General features: G+C 46.5%; 13 protein-coding genes. 7 read left to right on the top strand and 6 right to left on the bottom strand.

Annotated features, from left to right (window positions below):
• The 6 genes from fdhD to Q0257_RS11910 all read left to right on the top strand — a co-directional run.
• Nucleotides 1-610 (top strand): formate dehydrogenase accessory sulfurtransferase FdhD (gene fdhD, locus Q0257_RS11935; RefSeq protein WP_298025073.1); only part of this gene is annotated, 610 nt, incomplete at its 5' end.
• A 9-nt stretch (nucleotides 611-619) separates the two neighbouring features.
• Nucleotides 620-1,411 carry a LysR family transcriptional regulator gene (locus Q0257_RS11930; RefSeq protein WP_298025071.1) on the top strand — a complete coding sequence of 264 codons (792 nt, stop codon included), beginning with the start codon at nucleotides 620-622 and terminating at the stop codon, nucleotides 1,409-1,411.
• A gap of 17 nt (nucleotides 1,412-1,428) precedes the next feature.
• Entirely contained in the window at nucleotides 1,429-1,617 is a 189-nt protein-coding gene (locus tag Q0257_RS11925; RefSeq protein WP_005869215.1) for a hypothetical protein, read from the top strand.
• Nucleotides 1,618-2,013: 396 nt separating this feature from the next.
• Entirely contained in the window at nucleotides 2,014-2,352 is a 339-nt protein-coding gene (locus Q0257_RS11920; RefSeq protein ID WP_298025070.1) for a hypothetical protein, read from the top strand.
• Nucleotides 2,353-2,358: 6 nt separating this feature from the next.
• Nucleotides 2,359-3,471, top strand: a complete 1,113-nt coding sequence (locus Q0257_RS11915; protein WP_366517517.1) for an ankyrin repeat domain-containing protein — start codon at nucleotides 2,359-2,361, stop codon at nucleotides 3,469-3,471.
• A gap of 156 nt (nucleotides 3,472-3,627) precedes the next feature.
• The gene (locus Q0257_RS11910; protein ID WP_298025066.1) at nucleotides 3,628-4,953 is read left to right on the top strand and encodes an aminotransferase class V-fold PLP-dependent enzyme; all 1,326 of its coding nucleotides are present in this window, start codon (nucleotides 3,628-3,630) and stop codon (nucleotides 4,951-4,953) included.
• A 470-nt stretch (nucleotides 4,954-5,423) separates the two neighbouring features.
• Here the strand turns inward: Q0257_RS11910 and tupC are convergent, their stop codons facing one another.
• Nucleotides 5,424-6,653, bottom strand: coding sequence for a tungstate ABC transporter ATP-binding protein TupC (gene tupC / locus Q0257_RS11905; RefSeq protein WP_298025064.1), 1,230 nt, complete (start codon nucleotides 6,651-6,653; stop codon nucleotides 5,424-5,426).
• Nucleotides 6,650-7,342 carry a tungstate ABC transporter permease TupB gene (gene tupB / locus Q0257_RS11900; protein ID WP_295152571.1) on the bottom strand — a complete coding sequence of 231 codons (693 nt, stop codon included), beginning with the start codon at nucleotides 7,340-7,342 and terminating at the stop codon, nucleotides 6,650-6,652. The genes tupC and tupB overlap by 4 nt, the downstream gene beginning before the upstream one ends.
• Before the next feature lie 83 nt (nucleotides 7,343-7,425).
• Here tupB and tupA point away from each other — a divergent pair, with 83 nt between their 5' ends.
• On the top strand, nucleotides 7,426-8,244 hold the full coding sequence (tupA, locus tag Q0257_RS11895) for a tungstate ABC transporter substrate-binding protein TupA (protein WP_291937738.1): 819 nt from the start codon (nucleotides 7,426-7,428) through the stop codon (nucleotides 8,242-8,244).
• A 65-nt stretch (nucleotides 8,245-8,309) separates the two neighbouring features.
• Here tupA and Q0257_RS11890 read toward each other — a convergent pair whose 3' ends face one another.
• The 4 genes from Q0257_RS11890 to Q0257_RS11875 all read right to left on the bottom strand — a co-directional run bounded on the left by Q0257_RS11890 (nucleotide 8,310) and on the right by Q0257_RS11875 (nucleotide 12,062).
• Nucleotides 8,310-8,486 carry a hypothetical protein gene (locus tag Q0257_RS11890; protein ID WP_298025062.1) on the bottom strand — a complete coding sequence of 59 codons (177 nt, stop codon included), beginning with the start codon at nucleotides 8,484-8,486 and terminating at the stop codon, nucleotides 8,310-8,312.
• 281 nt (nucleotides 8,487-8,767) lie between these two features.
• Nucleotides 8,768-10,657: a molecular chaperone DnaK gene (gene dnaK, locus Q0257_RS11885; RefSeq protein ID WP_298025060.1), complete on the bottom strand. Its 1,890-nt coding sequence runs from the start codon at nucleotides 10,655-10,657 to the stop codon at nucleotides 8,768-8,770.
• Between the two features lie 44 nt (nucleotides 10,658-10,701).
• Complete coding sequence (locus Q0257_RS11880; protein ID WP_298025058.1) at nucleotides 10,702-11,277, bottom strand: nucleotide exchange factor GrpE; 576 nt, start codon at nucleotides 11,275-11,277, stop codon at nucleotides 10,702-10,704.
• Nucleotides 11,274-12,062, bottom strand: coding sequence for an HrcA family transcriptional regulator (locus tag Q0257_RS11875; RefSeq protein WP_298025056.1), 789 nt, complete (start codon nucleotides 12,060-12,062; stop codon nucleotides 11,274-11,276). The genes Q0257_RS11880 and Q0257_RS11875 overlap by 4 nt, the downstream gene beginning before the upstream one ends.
• Between the last annotated feature and the right edge of the window lie 195 nt (nucleotides 12,063-12,257).

Below are 12,257 nucleotides of genomic sequence, written 5' to 3'. Positions count from 1 at the left end.
GAGCGAAAATTTGATCTCGGATCCAAGCGGTATAAAAAGCATCGAGCTCGCGCCGGACGGGCTTAGCGTGAATGTTTGCGGCGAGATAAACGAAAAGCGGCTAAATAGCTTCGATGCCGAAAAGGTCATCATCAGCGGCTGCGGGCGCAGCTCTACCGCAAATATCGATCCAGAGGCGATGGCGGCGCGCAAAGTCCGCTCGGACGCTAAATTTCATAAGAATGAAATTTTAAATTTGATGAGCGAGTTTTACACGCAGTGCGAGCTTTACGAGATGACGGGCTGTGTGCACACCGCAAAGCTCTTTACCGCGGGCGGCGAGTATTTTATCGGTGAGGATATCGCCCAGCACAATACCATCGATAAATCCGTCGGCAAGGCGGTCTTGGCGGGGCACGATACGCAGGGCTCACTTCTTTTGGTAAGCGGCAGGCTAAGTTCCGAAATGGTTGCCAAAGCCGTGATGAGCGGCGTTAGCGCGCTTGTTTCGCGCACGGCTCCTACGAGCCTGGGCGTCGTGATCGCGCGTAAATTTGATCTTACCCTTTGCGGCTTCGCGCGCGGCGAAAATTTAAACGTCTATAGCGGCGAAGAGAGAATTTTGAGTTAAGAGGGCGGCATGGAGATAGATATCAAGATAGACGATAAAAAAGCAAGCGAGATCAAAAGGCTGATTTTAAATTTATTAAATCCAAGCGGCAAGCTCGATTGCGGCGCGGCGTTTAAGATCGCTGCTAAATTGGGCGTGGATGCAGGCGTCGTAGGAGATCTCGCAGCACGCGAAGGGATACGGATAGATCGCTGCGAACTCGGACAGTTCGGTAAGCTGCAATGTAGCGGAGGCAGCATAAAGGCGCTGAAAAAGCTAAATCCGTTTTTGGATGATAAAAGGCGGATTTTTTGCCGCGACGCCCGCGCCGTAGCTAGCGGCGGAGTGGGGTTTGATACCGTGCGCTCTACGCTTAAGGAGCACGCCATAGACGTGAAATATTGTCAGCTGGGCTGCTTTAAGGAGAAGAAAGGCAAAAGAATGAGAGTAAAAACAAAAACTTGGATCGAAAATGCGCAGGGTGAGCTCATTTTCGGCAAGGGCAAAACCGAAGTGCTGGACGTGATCGCCCAAACGGGTTCCATCTCTAAAGCCGCCGAGGTTTTGGGGATGAACTACAAAAAGTGCTGGAGCCATCTGCAAATTTTACAAAAAAATCTGCAAGAGGAGCTCTTTAGCACCAAGCAAGGCGGCGGCAATGCCGCAGGCACAACGCTAAATGCGCGCGCTTATGAGCTGATCGCTGCATATAAGCAGCTGCAAAGCGATATAGAAAACTACGCAAACGAGCGCTTTAAGGAGCTTTTTTTGAAAAAAGAGGGCGAGAAAGACACAAGTAAAGCGAAAGATAAAAACCATTAAATTTAAAGGAGAAAACGATGTTTGTAAAGCTAAACGACCGAACCTATCTAAACAAAGACAGGATTACGCGTATCAAGGTAGATAGCGTCCAGGACGGTATCAGAATTCGCTTCTACGAAGGGCAGTTTCAAGTCGCCAAAAGCGGCAGATTTGAAAGCGAAGAAAAAGCGATGGAGTGGTTGCAGAAAAATTTTATCGGCAAATAGGCGCGAAACGCGCTTTATGACCGCGCGAGCAGCTTGCGAACAGATCCGCAAAATAGCGGCTTTTTGTGATACGGCAAAGGCTGCTCGACGCTCATTAGCACTACGATAATTTTGGTGGTCTGTGCTTTTAAGAAAAGCCTACGCAAAGACGTTGCGGTAAATTTACGGCGAACGAGCTTCGGATATGGAGCCTAGTGTAGCGTGCAAATAGGGATACGATTACGCAAATATGGTCTATGACGACATTCGTTCGCCAAATTTACTCGAAAGATTTCATCGTTTAAACCCAGCTTAACCGCATTTTTCAGCTAGCTTTGCCTATTTCGCCTATATAGTATTTATATTTTATTAAGTACTGATTGGATATAGTCGCGGGCAAAATTCTAAGGGGAAATTTTGAAAAGCTTTAAACTTCGGTTTATTTATGCTGTCTGCGTGGTGGTCGTATGCGCGCTGTATCTATTAGCCGAAAGATCGGGCCTTGTGGAGTGCAAGCAAACCCATTTTACCGTTACTTCAGATACTAATGTTTCCAAAGTGCCGGGTCTTAGCAAATACGTAACTCAAGAAGAAGTTGAAAGTTTTGCATTTCGCTACTGGGATATAGATTACAATTCAAATCCAAAAAACATATTTAAAGAACCCGCTATAGACGTAGAACTAAAAAGGCTTTTAAAAAGCAAGCAAACTGATGAAATTTTAAAATTTATGAAAGATAACAATCTATCCGTCTAGCATACTATGCACGGAGGGGTAACGCCTGTGATGTATTCTAGCTTTTGGAATGATACGAATACTACCCAAGAGCTTATAAAGTTAGGTGCGGATATACATAAAAAAGATGAATACAAGCTATCCGCTATGGCTTATGCGATAGAAAATAATGCTACCAAAGCGGTAAGACTGCTTTTAGACAACGGCGTTAAATTTGAAGAAGTCAAAATGGTGCAGGGCTATATAGTTTGCCCTAGATATTCTGACGACACCGAAATCATAGTTGGCAACAATATAGATATAAAATTACGTACTGAGTGTCTAATCAATCATGATCACTCAAAAGATCCTGTTTATCCATTAAACTATGCAATATATAGTAATTTGTTAGAAATTGCCGATATGATGCTACAAAGAGGTATGAAACCGAAAGCATATGAAGGTCCTTTGTATTATTTAAGTGAGAACGGCATTTCGTTTAAACAAAAGGAAATATTTAAAAGATCTATTTATACTTTTCTTCCGCGGGATATGATGTATAAAGATAAATTAAAATTATTAATAAAACATAATATAGATGGCTTGCCTGATAAAGATGACTTTATTGTAGCCCGCAACAATTGTCTGAATAATAGAGCCATGTCTATAAAAGAGAAGGAGTCTTACATAAACCATATGAATGATTACTGCTATGGAGAAAAGATTTTAGAATCATATGATTGGGCTCTTCGAGGCAGATGGGAAGTTAAAAATAACGAAGAGAGGGAAAAGGGAACGGATAGATACTGGAAAGAAAAAGATTTTATAAAATTTTTTGGTTATATGCCAAACGATAAAAAATGTACCAAGCTAGCACCTGACATCAAAATATTAAATTTCTATAATATGAAAATAGATAGATATAAAGCTCTTTGCGGCAATGGGCTAAGCGATGAAGAGATTTTGCAAAGAAACAGCCTCAAAGATAAAAATAGTACTGAGGCATTCGATATTGAGACATTTTTTAAATATTTAAATTTTGAGGAAATGCTAGAGGAAGCGAAAGTGGAAATTCTACATAACGGCGAGAAAATAGATATAAAAGATTATGCCGAAATTCTAAGACAAGAAGCAGCTAAAAAACTAGATAGTAATCAATAAATTTGAAGGAGTAAAACTATATAGCATCAGAAATTAAGTGATATAGTAGGCAAAGCTTTTCTAAATTCTCATTAAAATTCCTTCCTGCCAGGCCGCAAAGCCTTAAATTAATCCAAATTTCACTATAATTAATCACTTAAATTTTAAAGGCCGCAAATGCTAAGCTTAGACGAAATTCGAAAAAATATCATCCTAAAACCTGGCGTGCACTATTTTGATTATACCGCTTCGGGGCTTGCCTACGAGCCCGTAGAGCGCGAGATAGGCGAAATTTTAAAAACTTACGCCAACACCCACTCCGACAGTAGCTCTAGCGCCATCATCACGCAGCGGCGCTACGAGGGAGCGCGCGAGAGCCTAAAAAAGCTGCTGGGGCTTGACGAGCGGTTTTGTCTCATCGCCTGCGGACAGGGCGCGACGGCCGCGATCAAGAAATTTCAGGAGCTGCTTGGTATCTATCTACCGCCTGCGACCAGAAGCGCGATCGGCGAGGCAAATTTACGCGCCGCGCAGCTTCCGCTCGTGCTCGTTTCGCCATACGAACACCACTCAAACGAACTTAGCTTTCGCGAGGGGCTTTGCGACTACATGCGCGTGCCTCTTAGCGAGGGCGGCGAGATCGATCTGATTGCGCTTGAGCGCATCCTAAAGCTTAACGCAACACGCCGTATCATCGGCTCGTTTAGCGCCGCCTCAAACGTCACGGGCGTCATTAGCGATTATAAAAAGATTAGCGAGCTAATCAGAGCCGCGGGCGGTATCGTGGCCTTTGACTGCGCGGCGCTGAGCTCGCACGTAAATTTAGACTGCGATTACTTCGACGCGATTTTCCTCTCGCCGCATAAGCTACTTGGCGGACCTGCTAGCTGCGGGCTTTTGGCGATCAAAAAGGAGCTACTTAACAGCGATGTGCCGACCTTTGCCGCAGGCGGGACGGTCGCCTATGCTAGCCGCGAAGGGCACGTATTTTTGAAAAACCCCGAGCAGCTAGAGGAGGGCGGTACGCCGCCCATCATCGGGCTAATGCGGGCAAATTTGGCTTATGCGCTGCGAAATGAGGTGGGCTTCGAGCAAATAAAAAGCGCCGAGGACGAGCTAGCACGGCTTTTTGAGAGCGAGCTAGCAGGCATAGACGAGGTCATAAACTACGCTCCAAAGGGCGTGCCGCGGCTGCCGATAATTTCCTTTAATGTGCGCGGCGTCTCGGCGTATGATTTCGCCGCGAGCCTTAGCAACGACTTTGGCATCCAGACGCGCGCCGGCGTGATGTGCGCGGGTCCGTACGCTCACGATCTGCTGGGTATCAAGGAGGGGCGCATGCCAGAGAGCAAGCCCGGCTTCGTGCGCGTGAGCCTGCACTACACGCACACCGAGCGCGACGTGCGCTATCTCACGGGTGCGATAAAATCCTGCATCAAAAAACACCGCGAGCTTTGGGGCGAGGAAAAGGCGATGTATGAGATGTTTGGCGGGAAAATTTAAGCGGCGTGGGTTAGGGCTTGCCGCTTTTTGAGCTCTCGTGAAATTTAGTAAAATTCCGCACAGTCCTTAAAATTTATCGGAATTTCGTGCCGTCTCTTTAGAATTTTACGCGGCTTTTGCGCCGCGGAACTATTGCTATCATTTCGCCTTTACACTGCAGGCGAAATAAACGACACGTTTCGCGGAGTAACGTATAATTCTGCCCGTAAATTTACCGACAAATTCCGCAGAGTTAAAATTTAGAATTCTGAAATCCTCGCCTAGAAATTTTAAAATTTCACGCTGCGCCGCCAGGTAAAGCTCTGCCTGTAAATTTCAAAATTTCAAAACGCAAATTTTTGCGCTCTGTTTTGCCGGGTACGCCGCGCTAGATGGTTCGCAGTAAAAATTTGAGGCAGAAATGAAATTTATTAGTGCCGCGCGAATAAAATTCTAAAGCAAAATTAAGCTTATCTACACTTCGCGCAGAATTACTCCAGCCCTAAAAATGCGCCGTCTTCAAATCCGAAATAGATCCTCTCGCCCGCGCTCCAGCGCCGCTCATCCTGCGCCGTGACGCATTTTAGCAGCACGTCGCCCGCCTTGATCTTGATGAGCAGCGAGGAGCCGTACTGAAGCGATACCGAGTGCAAAATCCCCGCAAAGCAGCGCTCAAACGGGCTTTGAGATAATAAAATTTTACTCGGATTTATCGCGATTTTGCGAGCGCGTGCGAGCCCCTCTTCAAGGCGTAGCGAAATTTCATCCGAAAATTTTAAAATCCCGTTTTGCACGTCAAAGATATTTTTGTATTCGAACTTGCATATCTTGCCGCGATGCAGAAATACGCTTCTTTGCGCGATCGCACTGAGCCATTTCTCGTCGTGGCTGGCGATGATAAAGCCGCAGCCGTAGCGACTCCGCATAAATAAAATCGCGCGCGCAAAGAGCTTGGAGGCGGCAAGATCGAGGCTGTTGGTCGGCTCGTCGAGCAGATAGAGCTTCGCGCGCTGCGCCAGAGCGAGCGCAAACGCGATGCGCTGTGTCTGCCCCGAGCTAAGCTCGAAATGCTTCTTTGATAAAAAACTTCTATCAAGCCCCGTTAGGCCGAGCGCCTCATCAACCCGCTCGTCAAATTCCGCAAGCGCGCCGCGACTTTTGAGCGCAAATTTAAAATTTTGCTCCACGCTGCGTTTTAAAAGCACGGGCTCGGGCAGCAGCAAGCAGATCTGCCGCAACGTCTGCAAAGAGGGCGCCCGCTGCCCCCAAAGCTCCACGCTGCCGCTGCTTGGACGCTGCAAAAAGGATAAAATCCGCAGTAGCGTGGATTTGCCGCTGCCGTTGGAGCCCAAAAGCGCCGTGATGCCGCTCGTATTTAGATCGAGGCTAGGAATATTTAGAATTTCACTCCGTCCGTAGTGCAGCACTAGATCCCGCACCGAAATCAGCTCGCTATCGGGTACAGATCGCGCGGCGGCGGAATTCTCATTTGCAAAATTCTTTCTCGCAGAATTCTCACTCGCGAAATTCTCGCTCTTGGAATTTTTATCCGCGGAATTTGCGCTAATGGAATTCTCGGTTACAGAATTTACACTCGTAGAATTTCCCGCAGCGGAATTTGCGTCCGTGAAATTTTCGCCCATAGAATTTTCGCGCTCCCTCTCCGCCCGGTTTTTGTCCGTGAAATTTTTGCTCGGATGCGTTAGTTTATCTGCACTCATCGATCCAGCCTTTTTAGCGCGTGGATGGCTAAATTTACCGCAAACGCTATTAAAATCAGCACCAGCGCGAGCGCTATACCCATCGCAAACTCGCCCTTGTTGGTCTCAAGCGAGATCGCCGTGGTGATCGTGCGGGTGAAATATTTGATATTGCCGCCGATCATCATCGCTACGCCCACCTCCGCGACGATCCGCCCGTAAGCGGTAGCGATGACGACCAGTAGCGCGTAGCGCAGCTCGTAAAGCACGCAAAGGATTAAATTTAGCGGGCTTAGGCGGTAGTTCATAATGTTTAGATAGTGCTTCTTGTCCATATTTTCGATGACGCTGGCGCTTAGCGAGACGATGATGGGAAGCGCCAGCACAAACTGCCCGAGCATCACGGCTTTAAGCGTAAAAAGCAGCCCCAGCTCGCCCAAAGGACCGTTTCTGGAGATGAAAGCGTAAAGGATCAGTCCTATCGCTACCGTGGGCATCGCAAGCGCTACGTCGCTTAAAAGCCTAAGCGTTCTGCGAGCGCGAAATTCGTAAAATCCGAGGATAAATCCTATCGGAAAGCCGATTAAAATAGCGAAAAGTATCGAGATACTCGAAGTATAAAGCGTCGCTTTGATCGCCGAAAAGGTCTCCGCATCGCCGCTAAAAAGCAGCCCGAATGCGCTTAAAATTCCTTCTAAAATAAAGTCCAAGATCGTGTCCTAAATATTCTATTTTGGCATATTTATAAACCAAATTTATATGCTATAATAGCATATTTTTTAAAGGAGATAACATGAAAAAAATATTTTTTGTTTCGCTCGCTCTTAGTGCGAGCCTTTTTGCCGCCGACAACGATTTGGTGATGGCAACTACAACGAGTACCGATAATACGGGCTTGCTAGACGCGATCTATCCTGCGTATAAGGCGGAAACCGGCGTCGATATCAAATGGACGGCGGTAGGCACGGGCGCTGCTCTAAAGCTTGGCGAGAACTGCGATGCGGACATACTTTTCGTGCATTCGCCGAAGGTCGAGAAAGAATTTGTAGAAAAAGGCTTCGGCGTTGACCGCACGCCCGTTATGTATAATGATTTTATCCTCATCGCCGATAAATCCATCGCGCCTAAATTTAAAGGCAAGGATCTTAAGGGCTCGTTTGAGCTAATCAAGGCGGAGAAGATTAAATTTTTCTCTCGCGGCGATAAATCTGGTACCGATAACAAAGAGAAAGGAATTTGGAAAAAGGTTGAGGGCGCCGTGCCTGAAAACGAGGCGTGGTATAACCAAACCGGTCAAGGTATGATCGCTACGATCAACGCAGCCGCCGAGCAAAAGGGCGTGACCTTCACCGATCGCGGCACCTACATCAAATACGAGGATAATAAAAAGGGCAATCCCGATATGGTCATCATCAACGAAGGCGATAACGATCTGAAGAATTTTTATTCCGTAATCGCGGTCAATCCAAAGCACTGCCCAAAAGCCGACTACGAAAACGCGCAACGCTTCATCAAATGGATCACTAGCGAGAAGGGGCAGAAGTTCGTAGGCGATTTCAAGCTGCTAAATAAGCCGCTTTTCACCCCTGATGCGAATACTCGCAAGAATTAGCTCTAGCTAAATAAAGCTAAATTTAAAGCCCAAAGGCGAAACGCAGCCTTTGGGCTTTTGCTTTTTCATAAATCAATCTGCGCGCCTTTAAATTTAGCTCTTTTGCTTCTAAAATTTAACCGGCGCTTTTTACCGCGTCTTTTTACGATACATTTTTTACTTTCTAGCCATACGTTTAAATTTATCGCAGCTTCGTTTGTAGGCGATAGGCTTAAAATTTCAGCTATATTTGAGATCGGCACGGAGAAATTTCAGTCGCGTTCGGATATACTTTAATGTCTAGCGATATTTATACAGCGCAAAATTTAGTAGTATTTATGTGTGACTCAAAATTTTAGTTTGTTGGGAATTTAATTTGAAGTAGCAGTTAAGCTCGGGCGTATGAAAAACGCCCGAGTCTGTGAAGCTATGAAATTTTATGTGCGGTTTATGGGGTCGCTTCTGCCGCGCGCCGGTAAAATTACCTTTCAAGCGCAGGCAAAACTACCGGGCGCGCGGTTATAAAATTTCACTTTGCGGCGGGTTACTCGACTTCGGCGTCGATGACGTCGTCGTCTTTTTTGCCGCCGTTTGAGCCGGAGCTTTGCGATCCGCTTTGCGATCCGCCCTGATTTGCGCTGGCGGCCTTGTATAGATCCTCGGCGACCTTGCTTAGGGCTTCTACTTTAGAGTTTATCGCTTCCTTGCTCGCGTTTTCATCCTTTAGCACGGCTTTTAGATCATTTAGCGCGCCCTCGATCTTAGCGCGTAGATCGCCCGGCACCTTCTCGCCCATCTCGCTTAGGCTCTTTTCGGTTTGATGTGCGATGCTATCGGCTTGGTTGCGCGCTTCGACGGTCTCTTTGCGCTTGTTGTCTTCCTCTTTGTGAAGCTCGGCATCCTTCACCATCTTATCGATTTCGGCATCGCTTAAGCCGCTTGAGCCGGTGATACGGATGTCGGTTGCTTTGCCGGTGGCTTTGTCTTTTGCCGAAACAGTTAAAATTCCGTTCGCGTCGATATTAAATTCCACCTCGATCTGCGGCACGCCGCGAGGAGCAGGCATGATGCCTTCAAGATTGAAATTTCCTAGCGATTTGTTGTCTTTCGCAAACTCGCGCTCGCCCTGCAAAACGTTGATCGTAACGGCGCTTTGGTTATCCTCTGCTGTCGAGAAAGTTTGAGATTTTTTCGTAGGTATCGTAGTTCCCTTCTCGATGATCTTAGTCATTACGCCGCCTAGGGTTTCGATGCCTAGGCTTAGCGGAGTAACGTCGAGCAGTAGTACGTCTTTTACGTCGCCTTTGATGACCGCGCCTTGGATCGCTGCGCCGATTGCTACGACTTCGTCGGGGTTCACGCTCTTATTTAACTCCTTGCCGAAAGCCTTTTTGACCTCCTCTTGCACTAAAGGCACGCGCGTCGAGCCGCCCACCATGACGACTTCTTTTATGTCGTTCATGCTAAGACCCGCATCGCTTACGACCCTTTTGAGCGTGCTTATGGTCTCGCCCACAAGCGATTCGATCATACTTTCAAATTTAGCCCTGGTGATGGTTTTCATCAGGTGCTTTGGGCCTGTAGCGTCTGCGGTGATGAAAGGTAAATTTACCGTCGTTTCCATCGCGCTGCTTAGCTCTTTTTTGGCGTTTTCCGCAGCCTCTTTTAGGCGCTGCATAGCCATGACGTCGCCGCGTAAGTCAATGCCTGTTTCAGATTGAAATTCCGAGGTTAAAAAGTCGATCAGTTTGTTATCGAAATCATCGCCGCCCAAAAATGCATTACCGCCGGTAGCTAAAACTTCTACGACGCTATCACCGGTTTCTAGCACGGTTACGTCGAATGTACCGCCGCCCAGATCATAAACTACGATCTTTTCGGATTCTTTTTTATCCAGTCCATACGCAAGCGCCGCTGCGGTCGGCTCGTTGATGATACGAAGCACGTTTAAGCCCGCGATTGTTCCTGCTTCTTTCGTCGCCTTTCTTTGGCTGTCGTTGAAATACGCAGGCACGGTGATGACCGCATCTACGACGGGCTCGCCCAAAAACGCCTCAGCGTCCTCTTTTAGCTTGATTAACACCTTGGCTGAAATTTCTTGCGGCGTATAAACCTTGCCCGCGATCTCTACCGCGCACGCGCCATTTCGGTCGATGATCTTATACGGTAGGCGCTTTTTGGCTTCCTGCGCGTTTTTCTCATTCATCATAAGACCCATTATGCGCTTGATCGAATAGATCGTCTTTTCTGGGTTAGTGACTGCTTGGCGCTTGGCGCTGTCGCCTACTAAAACCTCGCCTTTGTCGGTGAAAGCGACTACCGACGGAGTGGTGTTTTTACCCTCTTTGTTCGGTATGATCTTGCTCTCGCCACGCTCAAATATGCTTACGCACGAGTTTGTTGTTCCTAGGTCGATGCCTATGACTTTTGCCATTTGTTATCCTTTGTGTTGAATTTAAAATTTTAAAATTTGGACGATTATTTCGCCACCACTACCATAGCGGCGCGCAAAACGCGCTGCTTATACATATAGCCTTTTTGATATACTTGAACGATATCGCCTTTTTTAGCGCCTTCGGCTTCAATCATCGAGATGGCATTATGCACGCTAGGATCAAATCCCGCATCCGTCGCTATCGGAACGATACCGTATTTTTCAAAAGTCTTTGTAAAAAGGCTTAGACATTGTTTTACGCCAACTTCGATTTTATCCGCAAGCTCATTACCTTCCACATCAATTTTGGCGGCCTCCTCAAGCGCGTCGATTATCGGCAGCAGATCCTTCGCAAAGCTCTCGCTAGCGTAAGCAACAGCGCTATCTTTTTCTTTTTCCAAACGTTTTTTGAGATTTTCAAAATCCGCATTGGCGCGGTAAAATTTATCAGTGATCTCACTCAGCTCGTTTTGAAGCTTTTGTATCTGCGCGTCAGTATCGTCGCATGTCTGCGCCTCTTGCGGCTCGCTCGCCTCTGACGCGCACTGCTCGCAAACCTCTTTTTCTTCACTATCGCACGCTGCGTTTTTATCGTCGTGCTCTTTAAATTTATGGCTCATGCTACTCCTTTAGCGTAGTTAAAAAATTTCTCGTAATTCTCGTAAACGCTGCCTGCGCAGATCATCGTAGCGTCCTCGCCTTCGAATTTTACGGGGCGTTTGATCCCCATAAATCCGTGCTCGAAGTAGGGCGCGAAGATCAAATTTTTCGTAAAATTTACGGCGATCGAGGGGTTGAGTAAAATTTTAAACCGCTCATCTTTGAAAATCTTATACGCTACGACCTCGTTACAAAGAAATTCGATTTTAGAATTTTTTAGCTCTTTAATTTTGGTGCTAAGCTCGCGCAGACCGATCTGCATCGAAGCTAATTCCAAATCACCGAGTGAAATTCCTATTAAATTTGATAGGAATTTAAAAACTCTAAAATCGTATTTTAAGATAATCTCATCCGTTCTAAATGCAAGGATTATGAAGCGATCATCGTGATTGATGACTTCGCTTAGGGCTTCGTTTTCGGCGTTGAAAATCATACAGTAAATTTCAAAATCCTCAAGCACCGCTTCTAGCTCGCGAGCATCGTCTATTTTTAACTCATCGTCGAAGCTAAGTCTAGCGCGCCAGTAATCCTGCATCGTCGCAACCGTGGGGATCCTGCCACCGCTTACATGAAGCTGCGTCAAAGCCCCCTCGTCGCTTAAGCGCTTAAAATAAATTCGAATGCTAGACGCGGACATCGCTACGCCCATGCGCTCACCCAGCTCGGAAGATCCGATCGGGGTGTTGCTATCGAGATAGGCGGAAATGATGGATTCCAGGATCATATCGCGTTTATTCGTTTTCACTTTTAGCACTCTTTCGGTAAGATTGCCAGTATTATACAACATTGAGTGGTATGATGTCAAGGTTTTTATATAAATTTTATAAAATTTTAGCAATCGGGTCCTGAGTTTGCTAAATTTTAACTATGATTTTTTGAGCTGAGTGGAATTCTTGGAATTCTTGGAATTCTTGGAATTCTTGGAATTCTTGGAATTCTT

This window comes from uncultured Campylobacter sp., from assembly GCF_938018035.1.
GTDB lineage: Bacteria > Campylobacterota > Campylobacteria > Campylobacterales > Campylobacteraceae > Campylobacter_B.
This window is presented reverse-complemented; position numbering and strand designations above follow the sequence as displayed.